The 22,774-nt window shown below is 71.7% G+C and carries 17 protein-coding genes; 2 read left to right on the top strand and 15 right to left on the bottom strand.

What is annotated here, in order from left to right:
* Positions 1 to 121 precede the first annotated feature (121 nt).
* From ACK8HX_RS08260 to ACK8HX_RS08245, 4 genes are all read right to left on the bottom strand, one after another.
* Positions 122 to 2,320, bottom strand: coding sequence for an alpha-galactosidase (locus tag ACK8HX_RS08260; protein WP_411940201.1), 2,199 nt, complete (start codon positions 2,318 to 2,320; stop codon positions 122 to 124).
* A gap of 146 nt (positions 2,321 to 2,466) precedes the next feature.
* Positions 2,467 to 3,810: an ABC transporter substrate-binding protein gene (locus ACK8HX_RS08255; protein WP_411940200.1), complete on the bottom strand. Its 1,344-nt coding sequence runs from the start codon at positions 3,808 to 3,810 to the stop codon at positions 2,467 to 2,469.
* 61 nt (positions 3,811 to 3,871) lie between these two features.
* Positions 3,872 to 4,828, bottom strand: coding sequence for a carbohydrate ABC transporter permease (locus ACK8HX_RS08250; protein ID WP_411940199.1), 957 nt, complete (start codon positions 4,826 to 4,828; stop codon positions 3,872 to 3,874).
* A 9-nt stretch (positions 4,829 to 4,837) separates the two neighbouring features.
* Positions 4,838 to 5,779 carry a carbohydrate ABC transporter permease gene (locus ACK8HX_RS08245; RefSeq protein ID WP_411940198.1) on the bottom strand — a complete coding sequence of 314 codons (942 nt, stop codon included), beginning with the start codon at positions 5,777 to 5,779 and terminating at the stop codon, positions 4,838 to 4,840.
* Positions 5,780 to 6,024: 245 nt separating this feature from the next.
* Between ACK8HX_RS08245 and ACK8HX_RS08240 the strand changes: the two genes are divergently transcribed.
* Positions 6,025 to 7,059, top strand: a complete 1,035-nt coding sequence (locus tag ACK8HX_RS08240) for a LacI family DNA-binding transcriptional regulator (protein WP_411940197.1) — start codon at positions 6,025 to 6,027, stop codon at positions 7,057 to 7,059.
* Here ACK8HX_RS08240 and ACK8HX_RS08235 read toward each other — a convergent pair.
* The 4 genes from ACK8HX_RS08235 to ACK8HX_RS08220 all read right to left on the bottom strand — a co-directional run bounded on the left by ACK8HX_RS08235 (position 7,040) and on the right by ACK8HX_RS08220 (position 11,983).
* Positions 7,040 to 8,734, bottom strand: a complete 1,695-nt coding sequence (locus tag ACK8HX_RS08235; protein ID WP_411940196.1) for a glycoside hydrolase family 13 protein — start codon at positions 8,732 to 8,734, stop codon at positions 7,040 to 7,042. The two genes, ACK8HX_RS08240 and ACK8HX_RS08235, sit on opposite strands and share 20 nt — an antisense overlap.
* Positions 8,731 to 9,639, bottom strand: a complete 909-nt coding sequence (locus tag ACK8HX_RS08230; RefSeq protein WP_411940195.1) for a carbohydrate ABC transporter permease — start codon at positions 9,637 to 9,639, stop codon at positions 8,731 to 8,733. Before ACK8HX_RS08230 ends, ACK8HX_RS08235 begins: the two co-directional genes overlap by 4 nt.
* Complete coding sequence (locus tag ACK8HX_RS08225) at positions 9,639 to 10,571, bottom strand: carbohydrate ABC transporter permease (RefSeq protein WP_411940194.1); 933 nt, start codon at positions 10,569 to 10,571, stop codon at positions 9,639 to 9,641. The genes ACK8HX_RS08230 and ACK8HX_RS08225 overlap by 1 nt, the downstream gene beginning before the upstream one ends.
* 83 nt (positions 10,572 to 10,654) lie before the next feature.
* Positions 10,655 to 11,983 (bottom strand): ABC transporter substrate-binding protein, encoded by a 1,329-nt coding sequence (locus ACK8HX_RS08220; protein WP_411940193.1) that lies wholly within the window; start codon positions 11,981 to 11,983, stop codon positions 10,655 to 10,657.
* A gap of 202 nt (positions 11,984 to 12,185) precedes the next feature.
* Between ACK8HX_RS08220 and ACK8HX_RS08215 the strand changes: the two genes are divergently transcribed.
* Positions 12,186 to 13,196, top strand: coding sequence for a LacI family DNA-binding transcriptional regulator (locus ACK8HX_RS08215; protein WP_411940192.1), 1,011 nt, complete (start codon positions 12,186 to 12,188; stop codon positions 13,194 to 13,196).
* A gap of 34 nt (positions 13,197 to 13,230) precedes the next feature.
* On the opposite strand, the gene ACK8HX_RS08210 is transcribed toward ACK8HX_RS08215, so the two are convergent.
* The 7 genes from ACK8HX_RS08210 to ACK8HX_RS08180 form a co-directional block, all read right to left on the bottom strand.
* Complete coding sequence (locus ACK8HX_RS08210) at positions 13,231 to 13,719, bottom strand: heme-degrading domain-containing protein (RefSeq protein WP_411940191.1); 489 nt, start codon at positions 13,717 to 13,719, stop codon at positions 13,231 to 13,233.
* Between the two features lie 138 nt (positions 13,720 to 13,857).
* Positions 13,858 to 15,585, bottom strand: a complete 1,728-nt coding sequence (locus ACK8HX_RS08205; protein ID WP_411940190.1) for a glycerol-3-phosphate dehydrogenase/oxidase — start codon at positions 15,583 to 15,585, stop codon at positions 13,858 to 13,860.
* Entirely contained in the window at positions 15,582 to 17,141 is a 1,560-nt protein-coding gene (gene glpK, locus ACK8HX_RS08200) for a glycerol kinase GlpK (RefSeq protein WP_411940189.1), read from the bottom strand. The genes ACK8HX_RS08205 and glpK overlap by 4 nt, the downstream gene beginning before the upstream one ends.
* Positions 17,138 to 17,863, bottom strand: a complete 726-nt coding sequence (locus tag ACK8HX_RS08195; protein WP_411940188.1) for a TSUP family transporter — start codon at positions 17,861 to 17,863, stop codon at positions 17,138 to 17,140. Before ACK8HX_RS08195 ends, glpK begins: the two co-directional genes overlap by 4 nt.
* 31 nt (positions 17,864 to 17,894) lie before the next feature.
* Positions 17,895 to 19,322 (bottom strand): NAD-dependent succinate-semialdehyde dehydrogenase, encoded by a 1,428-nt coding sequence (locus tag ACK8HX_RS08190; RefSeq protein ID WP_411940187.1) that lies wholly within the window; start codon positions 19,320 to 19,322, stop codon positions 17,895 to 17,897.
* Positions 19,323 to 19,359: 37 nt separating this feature from the next.
* Entirely contained in the window at positions 19,360 to 20,475 is a 1,116-nt protein-coding gene (locus ACK8HX_RS08185) for a M24 family metallopeptidase (protein ID WP_411940186.1), read from the bottom strand.
* Positions 20,465 to 22,774 carry a glycoside hydrolase family 31 protein gene (locus tag ACK8HX_RS08180; protein ID WP_411940185.1) on the bottom strand — a complete coding sequence of 770 codons (2,310 nt, stop codon included), beginning with the start codon at positions 22,772 to 22,774 and terminating at the stop codon, positions 20,465 to 20,467. The genes ACK8HX_RS08185 and ACK8HX_RS08180 overlap by 11 nt, the downstream gene beginning before the upstream one ends.

Here is a 22,774-nt window from a genome sequence, read left to right as displayed (position 1 = left end):
GACGAGGGTGACCTCGTCCGTGGAGAGGGCGACGGTCAGGGCGGCGGGTTCCGTGGATGGCGTGGGCATGGGTAGCGGCTCCAGAGGTCGGGTCCGTGCGGGCGGTGTCGTGGTGTCCTCGTCAGCCGGTGACGGCCTCAGCCCGGACGAGGACGAGGGTGTCGACCTTGAGGAAAGGGCTCTGCAGCCCGACGCTGCCGAGGACGTCGCCGGGGAGGGTGACCCCCCGGCGGGCCCAGTCGGGCGCCACGGTCCGCGGCGGCACCTCCCCCGTGGGCGTGAGCAGGGTGACGTGGTAGGCGGTGTCGGGACGCAGACCCGGGAGGGTGCAGCGCCCCGCCGGCCAGACGAGGCTGTGCTCGAGGAGGGACAGCTTGTACAACGCCTCGCTGCCGTCCCGGGCGACGACCCCGTCGAGCTGGAGGGCGCTGTTCGGGGTGTCGGAGTGGACGACGGTCCCGGTGTGGAGCAGGTTCCGGTGCCGCTTGTGGAGGTCGACCCAGGCCTTGAGCCGGGCAAGCTCGTCGGCGTCGGCGGCGCTGAGGTCCCACTCGATCCCCAGGTGGCCCCACAGCGCGGTCCCCACCCGGAAGTCGAGGTCGAGGCGGCGCCCGGTCGTGTGGTCACCGCCGGAGCCGACATGCGTACCGAGCAGCTCCGGCGGGACGATGAGGCCGGTCATCGGGTTCATCCGGTGCCGCTCGTGCGCGTCGATGCAGTCCGACACCCAGAACCGGTCGGCAACCTCGGCGGTGGCGAGGTCGACCCGCGCCCCGCCGCCCGCGCACGACTCGATCTCCAGGCCCGGGTGGCGCTCCTTGAGCTCGGCCATGAGGCGCAGGACGGCCAGGCTCTGCACGTGCACGCCGGCACGCCCCGTGGGCGAGTGCGCCGCGTCGACCAGTGGCCGGTTGTGGTCCCACTTCAGGTAGGCGATGTCGTACTCCGCCACGAGGGCGCTGACCTGCTCGAGGACGTGGGCGTACGCCTGCGGGTGGCCCAGGTCGAGGACGTGCTGGTGGCGCGAGGGGATACCCGGCCCGTGGGCGGTCTGGAAGAGCCAGTCCGGGTGCTGCTCGGCGACCTCGGAGTCGAGGTTGACCATCTCCGGCTCGACCCACAGCCCGAACTCCATGCCGAGCCCGTGGACCCGGTCCACGAGCGGGCGCAGCCCGTCGGGCCAGACCTCGGGCGACACGACCCAGTCGCCGAGTCCCCGGGTGTCGTCACGACGCCGACCGAACCAGCCGTCGTCGAGGACGAATCGCTCCACCCCCACGGCTGCCGCGCGGTCCGCGAGGTCGAGCAGGTGCTCGGTGTCCTGGTCGAAGTACGTGGCCTCCCACGTGTTGAGGATGACCGGCCGGGGCCGGCTCGGGTGGTGGGGCCGGGCGCGCAGCGTGTCGTGGATGCGCGAGGACGCCTCGTCCAGGCCGTGGCCCCACGTGCCGACGAGCCAGGGCGAGGTGTAGCTCTCCCCCGCGTCGAGCACCACCTCTCCCGGCAGCAGCCGCTCCCCGCCGCGCAGGAGTCTCCAGTCCGTCGTCGTCCGCTCGGCGTAGACGACCTGGTTGCCGGCGCAGGCCAGGTGCAGGCCCCACACCTGGCCGCGGCGGTACCCGAAGTCGGTGGTGCCGGCGAGGAGCAGCGTGGGGGCGTCGTGCCCGGGGCGCCCGCCCCAGGACTCGCGCACCCACGAGCCGATGTCGAAGGGGCGGCGCTGCGGGTGCCGCTCGTTGGCATGGCGGCCGGTGAAGTCGAGCAGCTCGACCGCCGGGGACGGGACGGCGAGCGCGGGCTCGACCTGGGTCACCTCGAAGGGTTCGACGCCGGTGTTGCGCACGGTCGCGCGAACCCGTAGCAGCCCGGAGTCGAGGAGCTCGACCTCGGTGCGCACGACGAGGTGGGAGGCGTTGTCGACGGCCTCGGACTCCAGCCGGGTCGCCGAGGACGGCACGGCGCCGTCTGCGGGGCCCAACCGGTGGTGCACGGCCTCGAAGGTCGGGCTCCAGTCGCGCCCACCCCGGTGCCCGAGGATGCCGGGGCGCCCCAGCCACCCCGCGCTGTGCAGGGGCAGGAGGGCGACGTGCTCCTGGGTGGTGATGACCGAGTCGGTCAGCGGGTACCCGAGCGCCCTCAGCACCTCGGCGGGGTCGGCGTGGTCGGGCAGCTCCCGACCCCAGTGCACGATGCCGGGCAGCGTCGCCGGTCCCAGCCGCAGCAGGACCGTTGTCCCTCCACGCGTCAGGGCGACCACGGTCTCGTGGTCCCGGCCGACGGCGGCGGAGGTCTGCGGGGCGGGCGGGGCGGGGGCGGTCAAGAGACAGGCCTTTCAGACTCGGTGCAATGGCGGGGCCGACCGGTGCGGCAAGGAGGAGACCGCACCGGTCGGCCGGGACCGGCCCTGTACGGGGAACCGGCCGGGGGGTCGCCCGGGGCCCCCTCACGGGGCCCGGGCGGCTTCGGTCACTTGAACAGGGCGTTGACCTGCTCGTTGGCTCCGGTGAGCGAGCTGGCGTCGGCCTTGCCGGACATCACGGCGTCCATCGCGGGCTGCATGATGGCGTTGATGTCCGCGGCGTTGTCCGTGATCGGGAAGAGGAACGTCGTCTTCTCGTCGACCTGCTGGGTGAACGCCGTGACGTCGATGCCCTTGCCCTCGAAGGCCTTCTTGGCGGCATCGACGCCGGAGCTCACCGCGGGGAAGACGACCCCGGCCTCACCGACGATGTTCTGGCAGTCCGCCGAGCCGAGGAACGCGACCCACTTGGCGGCGCCCTCCTTGTTGTCCGTCCCCGCGAAGATGGAGTCGGCGAGGCCGTTGAACATGCTGGCGCGCTTGCCCTGGGGCCCGACCGGGGTGGGGGCGATGCCCAGCTCGAGGTCCTTGTACCCCGTGTAGGAGCCGATCATCCACGAGCCGTTGGCGTTGATGGCCGACTTGCCGGCGCCGAAGTTGTCGTTCATGCTCGCGCCGACCGTCGTCTCGAGCGACGGCATGTAGCCCTTGTCGATCAGTCCCTTGAACCAGGTGATCGACTCCTGGAAGCGCGGGTCGTCGTAGTTGTACTTCGTGCCCCACGGGTTCTTGTCGGTGTGGGTCCATCCGGTGGTACCGGTGAAGTAGCTCCACTCCGTCTGGCCGTTGCCGGCGCCGGACCCGGCGAGACCGAGGCCGTAGACGGCGACGTTGCCCTTGTCGAAGCCGGCCTCGTCGCCGCGCTTGCCGCTCTTGTCGACGGTGAGCCTGGCGATGACCTTCTCGTAGGTGCCACCGTCCTGCGGGTTCCACGTGAGGTCCTGCATCTCCTCGTCGGTGATGCCGGCCTCCTTGGCCATCTTCTTGTTGTAGAAGAGCGCGACCGTGTCCCAGTCCTTGGGGAGCCCGTAGCGCTTGCCGTCCTCGGCCACCCAGAGGTCGGCCAGGCCCTCGGCGTACTGGGTGGTGTCGACGTCCTTGATGACGTCGTCGAGGGGGAGGATGACCTTGTTCCTGACGAACTCCGGGTACTTGGACAGGTGGTCGGTGAACACGTCCGGGGCGGTGTTCGACTGGAACCCGGTCGTCAGGGTCGACCAGTAGTCGTCCCAGCCGCGCTGGGTGATCTTGACCTTCAGCCCGGGGTTCTTAGCGGCGAAGGCGTCGGCGCACTTCTGGTAGGCGGGCTGCTGGTTGGCGTCCCAGAGCCAGTAGTCGATGGTTCCTCCGCCGGCGGAGCCCCCGTCGCCGTCACCACCGCCGCACGCGGCGACCGTGAGGAGGGGGAGGGCTGCCAGAGTGGCGAGCGCTCGGGTGGTCTTGCGGTTCATGTCGTTCCTTCCTGGGCGGACCGTGGCGTCCGAGGGGGTTGTTGTGATGGGTGGGGTGCGGTTACTTGATGCCGGTGAAGCCGATGGAGTTGACGATCCGGCGGCCGAAGATCGCGTAGAGGATGAGGACGGGGACGGCCGCGATGAGGGTGGCGGCCATGAGCCCGGCCCAGTCGGGGGATCCCTGGGGGGTCTGGGAGCGGAAGACGCCGAGAGCCACGGTGAGGACGCGGGACTCGTCCGTCTGACCGACGAGGAGAGGCCAGAAGTAGTCGTTCCAGGCGGCGATGAACTGGAGGATCCCCAGCGTGATGATCGGCGGCATCGCCATCGGCATGATGATCCGGAAGAAGATGCGCAGGTGGCCGGCGCCGTCGATGAGGGCCGCCTCGTCGATCTCCCGCGGGATGCCGAGGAAGAACTGCCGGAGGAAGTAGATCGCGAACGGGGTCATGAAGAACGTGGGCAGGATGATGCCGGGCAGGGTGTTGAGCAGCCCGAGCGCCTTGATGGTGAGGAAGTTCGGGAGCGCGGTGAAGATCGGCGGGACGAGCAGCGCGGTGAGGAACAGACCGAACACCGTGTCCCTGCCCCGCCACCGGAGCCGGGCGAAGGCGTAGGCGGCCGCAGCGCTGAACACGACCTGCCCGACCGTCACCGCGGAGGCCACGAGGACGCTGTTGCGCAGGTAGAGCCAGAAGCTGATCGAGGCGCCGGACCCACCCTCGGCGAGGGCCTCCTCGACGGACGCAAGGCCGAGCACCCGCTTGAAGCCGCCGAGGCTGAAGTCGGCCGGCAGGAGCGAGCCCGAGGCACCCGCGAGCGCCCTGTTGTTCGACAGCCCGGTCCGGACCGTCCAGTAGAACGGGAAGATCGTCAGGAGGATGAAGAGCCACAGGACGGTCCAGGAGAGCAGCCGTCCCCAGTTGACCCGTTGGGCCAGGCCGGACCGGTGGTCGGGGTGCCGTGCCGAGCGCCGGGCCCGCGAGGTCGTCGTCGAGGTCGTCGTGGTTGCCATGTCAGCTCCTCAGGCCAGGTCCGACTCGTTGCCGCCCAGGAACTTGTTCTGCGCCCAGGCGACGACGGCGAGAATGACGAACAGCACGGCGGACAGGGCTGCGGCATAGCCGAAGTCGCTTCTCTCGAAGGCGCGTTCGACGATGTACACCTGGATGACGCGGGAGGCGTTCCCCGGGCCACCGCCGGTCGTGACCGCGACGGTGTCGAACACCTGGAACGAGCCCGTGACGGTGATGATGAGGACGAGGACGAGGACCGGTCGCAGGAGGGGCAGCGTGATCCGCCAGAACGTCTTCCACTCGGTGGACCCGTCCACCGCCGCCGCCTCGTAGACGCTGGTGGGGATGGTCTGCAGCCCCGCGAAGATCAGCAGGGCCGTGTATCCCATGTGCTTCCACACGTTGACGAAGGCGATGGTCGGGATCGCCCAGCTCTCGTTGCCGAAGAACGCGATCCGGCCGATGCCGCTCCACTCGAGGAAGGAGTTCACGATGCCGATCTGGTAGTCGAGCATCCAGAACCACAGGAGGGCGGCGATGACGGGGGCGATGAGGTACGGCAGGAGGATCGAGCCCCGGATGATCCCCGACTTGGTGAGGCGGTGCATGAGGACCGCGAGGCCGAGGGCGATGACCGTCTGGAAGCCGATGTTGAGCACGACGTACCAGAGGGTCACCTTCATGGAGTTCCAGAAGAGGGCGTCCTGGGCGATGGCGACGTAGTTGTCGAAGCCGATGAGCTCCGGTGAGCCGAAGAGGCTGAACTCGGTGAAGCTGAGGTAGAGGCCGCGGACGGTCGGCCACAGGTAGAACGTCACCAGCCCGAGGGCAGCCGGCGCGATGAAGAGCAGGGCGATGCCGAGGTCGCCCTTGCCGACCTCGGGCCGCGGGGTGCCGGCCTTGCGGCGCAGCGCCCGCGCCGGCGCCGGGACGACGGGTGGTGCGGTCATCGAACCCTCCTCAGGGTCGTGGCGACCCTGGGTGAGGGTGAGCCGCCGTTGGCCTTAGTGCTTTAACGAAACATCGCTTTAACGAAACATGACAGACTCCCCCCATGACGTCAAGACCCGTCCAACCAGCAGTCGGTCACGAGTCGGCAACGGGAGCCGGGGGCGTGGGCCCGCTCCAGGGCGCCGCTACCCTTGGCCGGGAACGGCCGGCGGCGCCGGTGACCAGCGACGACGGAGTGACGAGGATGGCAGTGCACCGGCCGGTGAGACGTCCGCGGATCGTCGACGTCGCGAAGGCCGCCGGGGTGTCGCCGCAGACCGTCTCGAACGTCATCAACGGCCGTGGCGGTTTCACGGAACCCACCCGGGCCAAGGTGGAGCGGGCGATCGACAAGCTCGGCTTCCAGCCCAACCGGTACGCGCAGAGCCTGCGGTCCCGGCGCACCGGCCTCATCGGCTTCGACCTCGTCCGGCGGCAGCTCGACGTCTCGAACCCGTTCACCGTCGGACTGCTGCACGCCCTGGTGCCCGCCGCCAGTCACCACAACCGGCGCGTCCTTGTGTTCACGCACGACGAGGAACAGCCCGAGGAGTTCCGCACGACGGCGTCGGCCGGGCTGGTGGACGGCTTCATCCTCTCGGACTCCACGGCCGGCGACGTCCGTGCCCGGATCCTCGAGGACCTCGGGGTCCCTTTCGTCGTCATGGGCCGTCCTGAGACCGGCTCCGAGGTCGTGGCCCTCGACATCGACAACGCCCTCGCCATGCACGACGCCGTCGACCACGTCGTCGACCAGGGGTGCCGCGACATCGCCTACGTCGGGTACAGCGCTCCGGCGCACTGGAACGTCGACCGTCGCCGGGGCACGCGAGAGGCGTTGGCGGCCAGGGGGATCCGGCTCCCGCGGCACCGGGTGATGACCGCGGCCTCCTTGAAGGCCCTCAGGGGTCGGCTCCCCGAGTTCCTCACCCACCACGGGGTGCCCGATGCCGTCATCACGTCAAGCGACTCCATCGCCGTCGCCACCGTGGCGATCGCGCAGATGCTCGGCATCCGAGTCGGCAAGGACGTCGCCGTGACCGGGTTCGACGACAGCCCACTCGCCACCATGGTGAGCCCCGAGGTCACGAGCATCTCGGTGCCGGTCGAGCCGATCGCCGAGCAGCTGCTCGACCTGCTCGACCAGGTGCTCCAGGGCGGGCCGGTCCCGCCCACGGCTCCGGTCGGCACCCGGCTCATCGTGCGCGGCAGCAGCGGCTTCAACCCCCGGGGACGGTGAGCCACGCGCAGGTGTCCGGCGGGAGGTGGCTGCCGTCGAGCGCCCCGCTTGCGAGGAGCACCTCACCGTCCGGCAGCTCGACGGCTGCCTCACCCATGTTGAGCACGCACAGCCAGTCGGCACCGCGACGGAAGCCGATGGCCGTCGGGTGCCGCGGCAGCCAGGTGAAGTCGGGGCGCCCACCCAGCAGCTCGGCCCGCAGGGCGAGCGCGCGGCGGAAGAACGACAGCGCCGACGACGGGTCACCGGCCTGGACGTCCACGGACAGCCCCGCGAACGAGGCGGGCTGGGGGAGGTGGCCCGGTCCGGGGCCGAACCCGAGGCTCGGGCCGTCCGGTGCCCAGGGCAGGGGCACGCGGCAGCCGTCGCGGCCCTTGACCGCTCCGGCGGAGCGCAGCCACATCGGGTCCTCGAGCAGGGCCTCGTCGAGGTCGGGCACCTCCGGGAGCCCCAGCTCCTCCCCCTGGTAGACGTAGGTCGAGCCCGGCAGCGCGAGGAGGACCATGGCCGCCGCGAGGGCGCGCGCCCGTCCTCGGCGCAGGTCCGCGCGGGGGGCGGTGCCGGCGCTGAGCAGCCACGCGTTGAGGTCGGTCCCCACCGGGAGGCCGTAGCGGCTGGCCGGCCGCACGCAGTCGTGGTTGCCGAGCACCCAGGTGCTGTTCGCCCCCGACCTGGCCGAGGCCTGGCGCTCCCTGTCGATCGCCGCACGGAACGCGTTGGCGTCCCACGGGGTGTCGAGCAGGTCGAAGTTGAACGCCTGGCTCAGGCCGCCCTCGGTGAGGTAGCGGTGCACCCGCGCTCCGGGCACCGCGGCCTCGGCCACCGTCATCCGGGGCTCGTCGTAGTCGTCGAGCAGCTCGGTCCAGCGGCGGTACACGGCCATCAGCTCGTCGCGGTCGAACAGCGGGTGGCTGCCGTCGAGCGGGGTGAGCTTCGGGTCGAAGCTCGTGATGTCGGCCCAGGGCTCGGACAGGTCCTTGGCCAGGCCGTGCGCCACGTCGATGCGGAACCCGTCGACACCACGGTCGGCCCAGAACGACAGGGTCCGCTCGAAGTCACGGTGCACGTCCTCCTCGTCCCAGTTCAGGTCCGGCTGCTCGGGGGCGAACAGGTGGAGGTACCACTCGCCGTCGGGCGCGCGGGTCCAGCAGGTCGGGCCGAAGTGCGAGGGCCAGTCGTTCGGCGGCAGCGCGCCGCCCTCTCCGCGACCGGGTCGGAAGATGTACCGATGGCGTTCGGGCGCCCCGGGCCCGGCCGCCAGGGCGGCGAGGAAGTCGGGGTGCTGGTCGGAGGTGTGGTTGGGGACGATGTCGACGATGACCCTGATGCCGGCGCCGTGGAGCGCGTCGACCATCTCGTCGAAGTCCTGGAGCGTGCCGATGACCGGGTCGACATCGCGGTGGTCGACGATGTCGTACCCACCGTCGGCCAGCGGCGACGGGTAGAACGGCGAGAGCCACACCGCGTCGATGCCCAGGGCCGCGAGGTACGGGACCCGGTCCGTCACCCCGCGCAGGTCACCGACCCCGTCACCGTTCGCGTCGGCGAAGCTGCGCGGGTAGATCTGGTAGACGACGGCCTCGGGCCACCACGGCGCCCGGGGCGGCACCGTGCGATGGCGTCCCGGGCCACGGGTGGGCGCGAAGCGCCCCGTGCGCTCGTGCAGTGCGCTCATCCCTTGACGGCCGAGGACGCGACGCTCTGGATGAACCAGCGCTGGAAGGCGAGGAAGACGACGACGACGGGGATGACCAGCATGACGCCGAAGGCGAAGATCTGGCCCCAGTCCGTCGGGGGCTGACCCTTGAAGACGGCGATGGCGAGGGGCAGCGGCCGCACGAGTGGCTGGTCGACCATCATCACGGGGAAGAGGAAGGAGGACCACGCCGCGAGGAAGGTCAGGATCGTCACGGAGGCGTACACCGGCTTCGACATCGGCACGATGATCTGGACGAAGATCCGGAACGGCCCCGCGCCGTCGAGCGACGCCGACTCCTGGATCTCCTTCGGGATCGAGATGAAGAAGGTGTAGAAGAGGTAGATCGAGAAGGCGCTCGCGACGAACGGGATGTACTGGACGAAGTACGTGTTGCGGAAGTCGTTCATCAGGTAGAACAACGGCACCGCGATCGCCTCGAAGGGCAGGATGACGAGCAGGATGATGATCGCGAGGATCGCGTCCCTCCCCCGCCACCGCAGCCGGGCCAGGGCGTACGCGGCCATCGAGTTCACGACGAGGCCACCGATGACCGTCACCGACGTCACGATGATCGAGGCCAGGTAGAAGTTCTGGAAGTAGCCGCTCGCGTCGCTGTCGAACCGCTCGAGGACCGCCGTGTAGTTGTCGAGGCTGAGGTTGGTCGGCGCGAACCCGGCGAGGCCGTTGAGCACTTCGTCGGCCGGCTTCATCGACCCGATGACCATGTAGAGGATCGGGGAGACGAAGAGGAGGGAGACGACGACGAGCAGGACGTAGGTGAGCGCGACACCGATGCGACGACGTGTCGCCATCGTCAGCCGCGGTGTGTCCGTGGTCGCGGGCCGGCTGGCCCTGGACTCGGTCAGGGTTGCGGAGCTCATCACTGCACCTCTCGGTCCTGGCGCAGGACGCGCTGCTGGATCACCGTGATCACGACGATCACGAGGACGAAGACGACCGTCATCGCCGCGCCGCGGCCCACGTTGTTCTCGACGAACGCGGAGGTCACGGCCTGGTACATCACCGTGGACGTCGAGTTGTTCGGCCCGCCGCGGGTCATGATGTAGACCTGGTCGAAGAGGCGGAACGAGAAGATCGTCGTGACGATGACGACGAAGATCAGCGTGTTGCGCAGCCCCGGCAGGGTCACGTTGCGGAACTTCTGCCACGCGTTCGCGCGGTCGAGTGTGGCCGCCTCGTAGAGCTCCTGGGGGATGGACTGCAGGCCCGCCAGGATGATGATCATCTGGAACCCCACACCGGCCCACATCGACATCAGGGCGATGGAGGCCAGGGCCATCTTCGGGTCGCCCAGCCAGTCCTGGGGCCCGACGGCCCCGAACGTCACGGCCGACAGGAACGCGTTGAGCATCCCGAGCCCGTCGCGCGCGAAGATCAGGCTCCAGATCGTCGCGACGAGCGCCATCGGGAAGACGACGGGGAGGAAGAACAGGGTCCGGAAGACCGAAATGCCGCGCACCTTCCGGTTCAGCAGCGTCGCCAGCGCCACCGCGAGCGCGGTCTGGAGCGGGACGACGAAGGCGGCGAAGACGACGTTGTTGAGCAGGCTGCGCCAGAAGACCGGGCTGGTGTCCCCGTCGAGGAGGATGCGGCGGTACTGCTCGAGCCCCATCCAGACGTTCGGCCGCGCCCCGTCGAGCCGCACGTTCTGCATCGAGAGCACGAAGGCCATGACGAACGGCAGGGCGACGAAGAGTGCGAGGAGGACGAGCGCGGGGGCGCTCAGCAGGTAGCCGGCGGCGTTCTCGTGGCCGTAGCGGTTGCGCCTGGTGGGGGTGCGTTCACGCGTCATTGCGGGACTCCGATCGGTCGGGGGGCCGGGGGTGGCGAGGGACCCTCGTTCGGCTCGCCACCCCCGGCACGGAGGTCAGGACCTCACTGGTAGTTGTTGTTGTCGGCGGCGTCCTGGTCGATGGCCTTGGCGGCCTTGTCGAGCTCGGACTGCGCGTCCGCGCCGCCGTAGATCGCCCAGAAGGCGTCGGAGAACTTCTGGTTGATGACCGGCCAGCCGGGGCTGATGGTCCGCGGGACCGTGACGCAGGCCGGGGTCGGGTCGGCGGAGCCGCAGGTCTTCGACAGCTGCTGGCCGTAGAGCTCGAGGTCGCCACCGGGCCCGTAGAGCTTGCTGGCGGCGAGGGCGGTGGTGGTGCCGGGGACCGCGCCGTTGGCCTCGGTGATCTGGCTGACCCACTGGTCCTGCATGATGAACTCGAGGAACGTCGCCGCCGCCTCGCTGTTCGCGGACTTGGCGCCGATGCCCCAGCTGTGCGAGCCCTGGCCGCTCTTGGTGCCGTTGCCGAAGTCGGGCAGCGGCATGACGACGAGGTCCTCACCCAGCGCCTCCTTGTGGGCGGGGTAGGTCCAGTGCCCGACCCACGCCAGCCCGACGCGCTTGTCGGTGAACGCCTTGTCGTCCGCGTCGGGGTCGACGAACTGCCGCCACGAGGCGAACCGGGTCAGGGCGGCCGCGACCTTCGGGTCGTTGAGCGCCCCGGTGGCCTTGCCGTTCTTCACGAGCGGCTGCCCGGCGCTGTTGACGACGGGCGTGAAGGCGTACCCCGGCCAGGTGCCGCTGTACTGCTCCTTGATGTCCAGGCCCTTGCCGGCCGGGCTCTTGGCGGCCAGCTTCTTGACGGCGTCCTCGAACTCGTCGACCGTCCAGGCGTCCTCGATCGTCGTCGGGACGTCGGTGACGCCCGCGTCGGCGAGCATCTTCTTGTTGCCGTACAGGCCCAGGCCCGAGTCGTACTGGGAGACCGAGTAGGTCTTGTCGCCGACCTTGCCGAGCGCCTGGATGGAGGGGAGCTCACCGGAGAGGACGGCGTCGGACACGACGCCGTCGAGCGGTGCGAGCTTGTTGGCGAAGACCAGCGCGGCCGCCGTCTCGCCGTCGAACTCGAACACGTCGGGCAGCGCGTCCGCCGCGGTGGACGTGAGGGTCTGGCCGTACGTGGCCTGCGGGATGAGGGTCAGCTCGGCCTTGATGTCGGGGTTCGCGGCGTTGAACGCCGCCACCTCGTCCTTGGCGGCCTTGACCTCGCCCTCCTGACCCTCCTGCGCCCACACCTTGAGGGTCGTGGTGCCGGCGGCTGCGGCCTTGCCGGAGTTCTCGTCGGTCTTGGCGCACCCCGTGAGGGTCGCGGCGAGGGCCAGGCCGACGGCGCTGGTCGCGACCAGGGCCTTCCTGCGCTGGGTGGTGGACATTCGTGACTCCTTCGTCTCTGACCCGGACGGGCCGTCGCACCGGGCCGGGCTCCGCGGGAGGCTGCGGAGGGGACGTCGGTGTCGGTCACGGACGAGGATCCTCGCAGTGTTGACGCGCGTCAACACTTGCTGAGGTCACGGATTGGTAACGGCCGGGAAGGTGCTCTAATGGCGTCCGACGCGTGGACGGAAAGGGGCTCGGATGGCGACACGCAAGGACGTCGCCCGGCGCGCCGGGGTCTCGGAGGCGACCGTCTCGTACACGTTGTCCGGCAAGCGCACCATCTCGGCGGCCACGCAGGAGCGGGTGCGGCAGGCGATGGCCGAGCTGGGCTACCAGCCGCACACCCTGGCGCAGGCCCTGGCCGGAGGGTCGAGCCCGGTCATCGCCGTGCTGTTCCCCGTCGCCGAGCGCGGGATCTCCAACGCGGACATGGAGTACGTCCTCGGAGCCGCGGCCGCCGCTCGCGAGGCGGGCCGTCACGTCCTGCTGTGGCCGACGACGGGCGACGACGTCACCGACGTCGTCGCCGTGCACCGCAGCGGACTCGTCGGTGGGGTCGTCCTCATGGAGGTCCTCCTCGATGACCGCCGTGTCGTCGACCTGACGGAGGCCGGCGTCCCCTGCGCCCTCATCGGCCGGACCGGCGAGGCCGACGGCATCCCCTTCGTGGACCGCGACTTCGACGCGTCGACCGAGCTCGCCGTCGCACACCTCGCCGAGCTGGGCCATCGCGATGTGTGGTTCCTGTCAGGACCGAAACGCTTGGTACAGAGGGGTTTCGGCGCACCCGTCCGGGCGGAGCGGGGTTTCCGCGAGGCCTGCTCGCGGCACGGGGTCCGTGGATCCGTCCGGTACGCCGAGGCGCTCCCGGAGGCCGGCAGCCGGGTCGCCGCAGCGGTCCTGAAGGCGGCCCGGCGGCCGTCGGCCCTGGTCTCGCTCAACGTCGAGGCCACGCTCGGCCTCCTGCAGTCGGCACCCCATGCCGGCCTCGCCATCCCCGACGAGCTGTCGGTCGTCTCCATCGGCGTTCCCGAGCCCTGGGCCGCGGCCTCCGAACCGCCCCTCACGAGCATCAGCACCCCGGCGGCCGAGATGGGTGCGACCGCCCTGCACCAGCTCATCGACCTGATCGGCGGGGGCGCGGAGACCGATCGGCAGTCCCTCTTCTCGGGTGAGCTCGTGGCCCGCGGGAGCACCGCACGGCGGTGAGCCGCCTGACCGGGCGGCGGTGGGCGGGCCCCGGCTACCCCTCTGACGCGAGTCCGAGGTGCTCGCGCAGCATCCGCACCACGAACCGGTGGTCCTCGACCTGCGGCAGCCCGGAGACGCCCATCCACCCGACCACCCCCGCCGAGCGCACGCGCAGCGGGACGGCCCCGCCGGCGGCGGAGAACCGCTCCGCGGGCAGGGCGAACTTCTCCGTCAACGTCGTGCCCTGGTCCCTGCACAGTCGTGCCAGGGCGAGGGAGGAGCGCTCGAAGCGCATCACCACCCTGCCCTTGCGGCGCAGCCAGGCGTCGTTGTCGGCGGTGGATCCCGGAAGTGCGGCGTGGAAGAGCTGGTGGTCACCGCGCCACAGCCCCACGACGACCGGCAGCCGCTCGTCGCGGGCCGCCGCCACGGCGCGCTGCCCGAGCGCGTACGCGACGTCCTCGTCGAGCGCCGGCAGGACCACCTGCTCCTCCTGCCGGGCGATCTCCTCCAGGGTCGGCCACTCGTCACCGCTCGGCATGACGACCTCCTTCACGGGTCCGGGGGCGATGTCGTCGGGTCACTGCCACGTCGGGGCGGCTCGACCGCACCCCACCTGACGAGGATTCTGCAGCACGACCCGGGGGGTGACCCTCCGAGCGTCGGGGCCCAGGGGTCGTCACCGGGTCGAGGACGTGTGCCGTGCCCGCTCCCGGGACCGCAGGTCGGCGGCCGAGCGCCGTGCGCTGTCGGCCGCGAGGTCCTCGTCGTGCGTCTGCGACTCACGCTCGGCGCGCACCCGGTCCCGGTAGGCCTCGAGCTCCCGCGCGACCGTGGCCTCGTCCCAGCCGAGCACCGGCGCGACGACGCCGGCCACCGCGTCGGCGGCCCGGACCCCGCGGTCGGCGACCTCGATCGAGATGCGGGTCCGGCGGGTGAGGACGTCGTCGAGGTGGAGGGCGCCCTCGTGGGTCACTGCGTAGAGGACCTCGGCCACGAGGTAGCCGTCAGCGCCGTCGAGCGCCTCACGCAGGGCTGGGTCGGTCCGGGTCGGCTCGAGCACCTCTGCGACGAGGCTGCCGTAGCGGTCGAGGAGCCGGCGCACCCGCCAGGTGGGCAGGGACCACTCCGCCGCGAGTGACGCGAGGGAGTTGCTCAGCGCCGCGTACCCCTCGGCCCCGAGGATCGGCGTCCGGTCCGTCACGCAGGGGGCGACGGGCCGGTCGATGTCGTGAACCGCGGCGTCCACGGCGTCGCGCGCCATGACGCGGTAGGTCGTGTACTTGCCGCCGGCGACGCTGATGAGCCCGGGTGAGGGTCGCGCCACGGCGTGCTCGCGCGAGAGCTGGCTCGTCTCCTCGGACTCCCCCGAGAGCAGCGGGCGCAGCCCGGCGTAGACACCGAGGATGTCGTCATGGGTCAGCGGTGTGACGAGGACCGAGTTCACCTGTGAGAGAAGGTAGTCGATGTCCGACCGGCTTGCGGCTGGGTGCAGCTTGTCGAGGGTCCAGTCGGTGTCGGTGGTGCCGACCAGCCAATGGTTGCCCCACGGGATGACGAAGAGCACGGAGGAGGCGGTGCGCAGGATGAGCCCGGTCTCGGAGTTGATCCGGTCCCGCGGGACGACGAGGTGCACCCCCTTGGACGCCCTGACCCGGAAGCGTCCACGCGTCTCCGCGAGCTCCTGGACCTCGTCGGTCCACACCCCGGTGCAGTTGACCACGACCGACGCCCGGACGGTCGTCGATTCCCCCGTCTCGACGTCACGCACCTCGGCCCCGATGACGCGGCCGCCGTCGCGCAGCAGCCCCACCACTTCAGTCGAGGAGCGCAGCACGGCGCCGTAGTGGGCCGCGGTGCGCGCCACCGTCAGGGTGTGCCTGGCGTCATCGGCCTGGGCGTCGTAGTACTGCAGGGCGCCGACCAGGGCGTCCGGTCGGAGGGCGGGGCAGATCGTGCGGGCCCCGCCGCGGCTGAGGTGCCGGTGACGCGGGAGGCTGCTCCGTCCCGCGAGCGTGTCGTACAGCGCCAGGCCGGCCCCGACGTAGGGCCGTTCCCACCCGCGACCCTTGAGCGGGTACAGGAAGGGCACCGGCTTGACGAGGTGGGGCGCGAGCCGGGTCAGCATGAGCTCGCGCTCGTGCAGCGCCTCGCGGACGAGCCGCACGTTGAGCTGCTCGAGATAGCGCAGCCCCCCGTGGAAGAGCTTGCTGGAGCGCGACGACGTGCCGCTCGCGTAGTCGCTCATCTCGACGAGCGCCGTGCGCAGGCCGCGGGTCGCCGCGTCGAGGGCGACCCCCGACCCGGTGACGCCGCCGCCGACGACGAGGACGTCGAAGGAGCCGTCCTGCAGTTCCTGCCACGCGGTGGTCCGGTGGGCCGGGCCGAGGGTGTCACGGGCGTTCACGATGCCTCCTGGTCGCTGGTGGTGGTCGGGACCCATCCGAGGGAGCGGTCGACGGCGTCGTTCCAGCCGCGCCAGCCACGGGTGGGCAGCGGCGAGGAGGGATCGGGCAGCCAGCGCCGGCCGGGTCGACGCAGCCCGGCCAGCGCCTCGGGGCCGTCCCACACGTCGACCGCCAGCCCCGCGGCGAAGGCTGCCCCGAGCGCGGTCGTCTCCGTCACCTCCATCGAGGCGACCGGGACCTTCAGGGTGTCGGCCTGGAGCTGCATCAGCAGGGAGTTGGCCACCATCCCGCCGTCGACCTTGAGCTCCTCGAGCGGGCGCCCGGTGTCGGCGGTCATCGCGTCGACGACCTCGCGGGTCTGGTAGCACGTGGCCTCGAGGGCGGCCCGCACGAGGTGCGCGCGCGTCGTGAACGCCGTGAGCCCGGCGATGACGCCGCGAGCGTCGGGGCGCCACCGCGGGGCGAACAGGCCCGAGAAGGCCGGGACGACGTAGACACCCCCGCTGTCCGGGACGGCTGCGGCCAGCGGTTCGACCTCCGCGACGTCGCGGATCAGCTCGAGCCGGTCGCGCAGCCATTGGATGAGTGATCCGGCGACGGCAACCGACCCCTCGAGCGCGTAGCACGCGGGGCGGTCACCGAGCTGGTAGGCCACCGTCGTCAGGAGCCCGTGGCGGCTCGTCACCGGTTCGCCGCCGGTGTTGCACAGCAGGAAGCCTCCGGTGCCGTAGGTGCTCTTCGCGGAGCCCGGCTCGAAGCACGCCTGCCCGACGAGGGCCGCGTGCTGGTCGCCGAGTGCGGCGGCCACGGGGACCCCGGGGAGCGGACCGTCCGGCGCGCCTGCGCCGTACACCTCCGACGAGCTCTTGATGGTGGGGAGGATGTCGAGCGGCACGTCGAGGAGCGCCGCGAGCTCGGGGCTCCAGGACAGCCGGCGCAGGTCCATGAGCTGTGTCCGGGAGGCGTTCGTGACGTCGGTGACGTGGACGCCACCGTCCGGTCCTCCCGTGAGGCGCCAGACGAGCCAGGTGTCCACGGTCCCTGCGAGGAGCTCACCGCGGAGGGCGCGGTCCCGGGCGCCCTCGACGTGGTCGAGGACCCAGGCGATCTTGGGGCCGCTGAAGTACGTGGAGACGGGAAGCCCCGTCACCTCGCGGACCAGATCGGCCTCCCGCGCCCCGAGGCGGGCGCAGGCCTCGGAGGTGCGGGTGTCGTGCCACACGACCGCCGGATGGATGGGCTCACCCGTGTGGCGGTCCCAGACGACGGCGGTCTCGCGCTGGTTGGTGATGCCGCAGGCAACCACGTCGGCCGGGCCGATGCCGGCGTCGGCGAGGGCGCCGACGGTCACCTCGACCGTGCGGTCCCAGATCTCCAGGGGGTCGTGCTCCGTCCAGCCCGGCCTCGGGTGGTGCTGGGCGTGCTCACGCTGCGCGCGCCCGACGACCCTGCCCGTTGCGTCGACGACGAGGCACCGCGTGCTCGTCGTGCCCTGGTCCACGGCCGCGACGAACGGCGGCTGCGGTTCCCGCGGCTGTTCGGACCCGGTGCTCACCACGTGAGGACTCCCTTGACGACGGTGAAGGCGGCCCCGACGAGGGCGAGGCCGATGGCCAGGTGCCGCGCGAGCTCGTGGTCGACCCGCCGCGCGAGCCGCTGTCCCCCGGCGAGCCCCAGCCCCAGGCCCAGCAGCGAGACGAGGAGGGCGGCTGTGGAGATCTGCGGCAGGCCGCCCTTGGCGACGAGGGACAGCGTGTTCGTGAGGATCGAGAAGAGCTGGAAGGTCGCGACGAAGCGTCGGTGTTCCCACCCCGTGCTCACCGCGTACAGCACGAGGGCGGGGCCACCGACGCCCGCCGTGACGTTCATGAAGCCGCTCGCGCCGCCGGCGACGACGGCCCCGCCCCGACCACGCAGGACCCGGGCCCGCTCGCTGAGGACGACCGCCCCGAGCGCCACGATGACGGTGAGCCCGATGACGACCATGAGCTGGGGGGCCTCGACGGTGCGGGCCACCCAGGCACCCGGGGGGATCGCGAGGACCGCGGGCACGGCGAGGAGCAGGCCCTTGCGCCACTGCGTCTCGCGCCAGTGGGCGGCGAGCACGACGGCGCTGACGAGGAGCCCGAGGAGGTTCGCCAGCAGGACCCCGTCGAACGGACCGGCCACGAGCACGAGCAGCGGGGCGCAGACGAGCGCGAACCCGATGCCGGTGACCCGCTGCGTCAGGGCCCCGGCCATCACGCTCAGGGGGAGCAGCGCCAGCTCGGCCGTCACGCCACCATCACCTCCGTCGTCACGTCGCGGGTCAGAGACCCAGGGAGAGGTACCGGACGTCCTCGAACTCGGCCAGGCCCAGCGCCGCCCCCTCGCGTCCGAGACCGGACTGCTTGACCCCACCCATCGGCGCGAAGGCCACCGACGGCAGCGCGTTGTTGACACCGACGATCCCGGCCTCGAGCCGCTCCCCGAGGCGCCAACACCGGGACACGTCCGATGACCACACGTAGGCGGCGAGGCCCATCTCCGTGCTGTTGGCCCGCGCGAGCACCTCGTCGGTGTCCCGGAACCGGAACACGGCAGCAGCCGGGCCGAACACCTCCGTCGTGGCGAGGCCGGCGCCGTCGGGGACGTCGGTGAGCAGGGTCGGGGCGAGGAAGCTGCCGCCGGAGGGCACTGACCGCTCCGCGGTGAGTCGCGTCGCCCCCATCGAGAGGGCCTCGTCGACCAGGGCCGTGACGGCCCCGACGCGGCTGTCGTCGATGACCGGGCCGAGATCCGGGCAAGGGTCGGCGAGCCCGTCGCCGACCGTCATCGCGTCGACCCGCGGCACGAGCCGGGCGAGGAACTCGTCGTGGACGTCCTCGTGGACGTAGAAGCGGTTCGCCGCGATGCACGACTGCCCGCTGTTGCGGAACTTGGCGAGGAGGGCTCCCTCGACGGCCGCGTCGAGGTCAGCGTCCGGGAACACGACGAACGGCGCGTCACCGCCCAGCTCGAGGAGCGGCCGGACCACACGGCGTGCCGCGCCCGCCATGATCTCGCGGCCCACGGGCGTGGACCCGGTGAAGGTGACCGCACGCACCGCGTGGTGGTCCAGCAGCGCCTGGGTCACCTCGCGCGGCGGTCCGTGCACGACGTTGACGACCCCGTCGGGAAGGCCGGCGTCGACGAGTGCCCGGACGAGCTCGGTAACGGCCAGGGGCGCCTTCTCCGACACACGGACCACGACGGTGCAGCCGGCCGCGAGGGCAGGCGCGAGCTTGCGGGCCTGGATCGAGCAGGGGAAGTTCCAGGGCGTCAGCGACGCGACGACCCCGACCGGGCGGGTGATCGTCAGGTGACGCCGGTCGGCGGCCTCGTGGGGGATGACCTCCCCCCCGGGGCGGCGCGCCTGCTCGGCGAACCACCGGAGGTACTCGGCGCTGAAGGCCAGTTCGCCGACCGCCTCGGGTCTGCGCTTCCCGGCTTCCCGGGCGAGCGTCGTCCCCAGGTCCTCGGCGCGCTCGGCGACGAGTCGCGAGGCCTCGAGGAGGATGTCGGCCCGGCGCCGGGCCGGCAGCTCGGCCCACGCGTCGAAGGCCGAGGCGGCGGCGTCGGCGGCGCGCCGGGCCGTGCCCGCGTCACCCCAGGCGACGGTGCCGACGACGGCGCCGCTCGCGGGGTCGGTGACGTCGAGCGCGGCGTCGCTCTCCTCCCAGGTGCCGGCGACCAAGTGGCGGGCGGTGGTGGTCACGATGGGTCTCCTCGGTGGTGGGTTGGGTGGTCGAGGCTCAGCGGACGAGCACGTCGGGCCGTCGGCGGCCGCCGACGGTCAGCGTCGGCCACGTGCCGTCGTCGACGAGGGGTTGGGGGCCGTCGGGGAGCACGAGGCAGGTGTCCTCGACCTTCCAGCCCGCGGCGCTGGGGTTCCAGGCCACGACGGCTCCCTCCTCGAGGATGTCGTCGCTGCCGGGGGACGCCGGGAACTCCCGGGGCACGAAGCCGCTGAGCCCGCCCTGGTGGTGGCGGTGCCACTCGTCAGCAGCGAACCCGTGGGTCTCGTAGGCGGAACAGCCGGACGCCACGACGTCGCCGAGGCGAGCCCCGACGACGGAGTGGTCGAGGAAGGACTGTTCGACGCGCAGGAGCCGCTCGTAGGCGTCGCGTTCCTCGGCGCCGGGCGGGGTGAAGGACACGACGCGGCTGATGCTGGCGATGAGGCCCCGGCGCCTGGCGCACGCGACGAGGAGGGCCCGGCCGCCCAAGGGCTCGGCGACCGGGAGCGGGTGCCGGTGGGCCTCGAGGTGCGGTGCGCCGCCCACGAGGAGGACGACGGGGTCGAGCTCGCGCTCGAGGAGCTCTCGGGCGAGGACCCCGGCGGCGGCGTACCCGGTCGACGACGGGCTGACGGCGAGCGCGGCCGCCGTCGCCGCGGCAGCGCCGTCACGACAGACCTCGGCGAGCAGCGCCCGCTGGTCGGTGGTGAGCCGTCGGCGCGCCTGCGCCAGCTCGTGGGTGACCGACGTGACCGACGGGAGGGCCCGGTCGCTGCCGACGCGGTCGCCGGTGGGAAGCCTGCTCTCCCGTCCTTCCCACCAGGGCACGACATGCCACTCGACCTCGCACGCGTCATCGAGCCCGCTCAGCTCCTGGTGCCGCAGGCGGGGCGCCTCGATGGCGTTGGTCACGACGACGAGGGACGGCGCCCGGTCCGTCCGCGCGACGTGGACGACGACGTCGAGGCACGCGGTCTCGAGAGTCTGCGGGACGTTGACGCGCGCGCCGAGCAGCCACGTGAGGTTAGCCGGCTCACGGACGACGAGGCTGTCGAGGTCGAGACGGGCCGCGACATCAGCGAGCACCGCGAGCTTCTCGCCGAGGTCGGACCAGCGGGGGTCACCTGACATGTCGCACCGGGGGTCCGGAGAGATCGGCCGGGAGGCCGCCGAAGCCCACGAGCGAGGACGCCGCGGCGGCGAGGTCGTCATCCGTGACGTCGCCGTACGCATGCAGCGTCCACGGGGTGCCGGCCAGGTCATCGACGGCCCGGACGGACTCGTCGACCGGGACGCGGGGAACGATGGCCCCACCGCGGACGAGCACGGGCATCCGCTCGAGCGGGGCGGTGACGGTGTGGTGGCCCGGGCCGACGAAGCGGCTGTCGTCGTGGAGGTCGAACCACTCCCCCTCCGGGACCCAGAAGGTGCGCTCCACCGGGGCGTCGCCGTCGTCGAACACCGGCACGACGAGGAGGTCGCGACCGAGCATGAAGCTGTCGTCGACGCTGCGGGCGACACGGTCGTGGGGGTAGTGGAACCCGAGCGGACGCATGACGGGCCAGCCGTTGCGGGCCGACTCGCGGGCGACCTGCCAGAGGTAGGGCAGCAGCGAGTAGCGCAGCCGCACCCAGTCGCGGCAGATCCGAAGGGCCTCCTCGCCGAAGGCCCACGGCTCACGTGGACGCAGCCCGTGGGCCCGCATGAGCGGCGACAGCGCGCCCATCTGGGTCCATCGCACGTACAGCGCCGGGCTCAGCTCCGGACCGAAGAACCCGCCGATGTCGTGGCTCCAGAACCCGGGGGCGCTCAGGGCGTAGGAGAGACCACCTCGGACGGTGGCCTGCATGCCGGCGACCGTCGACTCCGCGTCGCCTCCCCACTGCCCGGGGTAGCGGTGCGACCCCGCCCAGCCGCTGCGGCCCCAGACCAGCGGGGCCCGCCCCGTGAACTCGCGGATGGCGTCGGAGACGGCCCCGTTGTAGCGCAGCGGGTAGAGGTTGTGCGCCTGGTGCGGGGGGGTGCCGTCGAAGAGGGCGACGTCGTCCGGGAGCGCCTCGCCGAAGTCGGTCTTGAAGACGGCGACCCCGTCGGCGAGGAAGTCGCGGTGCATCTCCTGCCACCACCGCTTCGCGGCGGGGTTGGTGAAGTCGACCAGCGCGCGCATCCGGCCGTCCGGGGTCGGGGTCTTCTGGATGCCGGCGAGGGACCCGTCGAGGCGACGGACGAGGTAGCCCTCCCGCTCGGCCTCCTCGAAGATCGGGGACGCCGGGTCGAGGTACGGGAGCTCCCACACCGACAGGCGCAGCGAGAGCTCGGTGAGGTCCTCGACGAACTGCTTCCGCGGGCCGAATCGCTTCTCGTTCCAGATGAAGTCGGTGTTGAGGCGGTCGACGACGAGCCAGTCGGGGTCGAGGTGGACGACGTCCATGGGAACCCCGTTCGCCCGGGCGCTGCGTCCGACCTCGAGGACCTCCTCGCTCGTGTGGTAGCGGCAGCGGCCCATCCAGTAGCCCAGGGCCCACGGCTCCGGGACGTCGGCTCGCCCGGTGAGCGCGGTGTAGGCCGTCAGGCGGCGCGCCGGGTCGGGTCCGGCCATGACGTAGAGGTCGATCGCACGGTCGTGGACGCCGAGGGAGAGGACTGACGGGCGGGAATGCCCCACGTCCGCGGTCACGACCGCTCCGGTGTTGAGGAAGCCCGTGTAACCCGCCGAGGAGTGCCACACCGGCACCGGCTTGTAGGCCAGCCCGGTGCCGGTGCCGCACGCGTCCTCGCTGCGCAGCGTGAGGAGCTGGCCGTTCTTCACGAGGCGTCCGAACTGCTCCCCGAAGCCGAGCACGTCCTCGTCGGGTCCGAGCTCGAGGTTGAGCGTCGTCGACGCCTCGGTGGCGAGGACCGAGGGAGCCGTGAGCAGCCCTGCGACCTGGCGCAGGCGGTCGGCCGTGCGCAGGACAGTGGCCCCGCTCGCGCGGTCGACCAGCCGCAGGGTGAACGGGGCCCGCCCGACCTCGAGGCGGAGGGTGGGCGACTCGATGACCACGTGGGTCCCACCGTCCTCGACCCGCAGCTGCTGGACCTCCGGGGCCGGGGTGAGGACGATCCCGAGGCCGGTCCCGTCGTCGGTGAGCGTCGGCGCGCCCGCCGGTGCGAGGACGAGCCGGAGGCAGTCGGGCTGCGGCGCGGTGACCACGACCTCGAACGCGGTGACGTCGGTCGGAGGCAGGTCGATCTCGGGCAGGTTGGGCATCTGCGTCTCGACACCCTGGGCCTCCAGCGGCTCACCGGTGAGCCAGCCCGGCATGACCCCGAGCTGGACCCCGGGCAGGCCGTCGACCGCCAGACGGACGGTCGTGCCCGTGTCGTCGGGCGTGGCCTCCCCGACCCGACGGAGCAGGAGGGCGGTCGCCGCGGCTGTGGTGGGTTCCAT

This window comes from Oryzobacter faecalis (assembly GCF_046764005.1).
GTDB lineage: Bacteria > Actinomycetota > Actinomycetes > Actinomycetales > Dermatophilaceae > Oryzobacter > Oryzobacter faecalis.
Note: the sequence above shows the minus strand (reverse complement) of the source record. Positions and strands in the feature narration are given on the sequence as shown.

Bases quoted from the DNA above. Each gene is read 5' to 3' on its own strand.
- ACK8HX_RS08180 (WP_411940185.1), bottom strand. From the start codon at position 22,774: ATGGAACCCACCACAGCCGCGGCGACCGCCCTCCTGCTCCGTCGGGTC.
- ACK8HX_RS08240 (WP_411940197.1), top strand. From the start codon at position 6,025: ATGGCAGTGCACCGGCCGGTGAGACGTCCGCGGATCGTCGACGTCGCG.
- ACK8HX_RS08210 (WP_411940191.1), bottom strand. From the start codon at position 13,719: ATGCCGAGCGGTGACGAGTGGCCGACCCTGGAGGAGATCGCCCGGCAG.
- ACK8HX_RS08215 (WP_411940192.1), top strand. From the start codon at position 12,186: ATGGCGACACGCAAGGACGTCGCCCGGCGCGCCGGGGTCTCGGAGGCG.
- ACK8HX_RS08185 (WP_411940186.1), bottom strand. From the start codon at position 20,475: ATGTCAGGTGACCCCCGCTGGTCCGACCTCGGCGAGAAGCTCGCGGTG.
- ACK8HX_RS08220 (WP_411940193.1), bottom strand. From the start codon at position 11,983: ATGTCCACCACCCAGCGCAGGAAGGCCCTGGTCGCGACCAGCGCCGTC.
- ACK8HX_RS08250 (WP_411940199.1), bottom strand. From the start codon at position 4,828: ATGGCAACCACGACGACCTCGACGACGACCTCGCGGGCCCGGCGCTCG.
- ACK8HX_RS08235 (WP_411940196.1), bottom strand. From the start codon at position 8,734: ATGAGCGCACTGCACGAGCGCACGGGGCGCTTCGCGCCCACCCGTGGC.
- ACK8HX_RS08255 (WP_411940200.1), bottom strand. From the start codon at position 3,810: ATGAACCGCAAGACCACCCGAGCGCTCGCCACTCTGGCAGCCCTCCCC.
- ACK8HX_RS08225 (WP_411940194.1), bottom strand. From the start codon at position 10,571: ATGACGCGTGAACGCACCCCCACCAGGCGCAACCGCTACGGCCACGAG.
- ACK8HX_RS08245 (WP_411940198.1), bottom strand. From the start codon at position 5,779: ATGACCGCACCACCCGTCGTCCCGGCGCCGGCGCGGGCGCTGCGCCGC.
- ACK8HX_RS08230 (WP_411940195.1), bottom strand. From the start codon at position 9,639: ATGAGCTCCGCAACCCTGACCGAGTCCAGGGCCAGCCGGCCCGCGACC.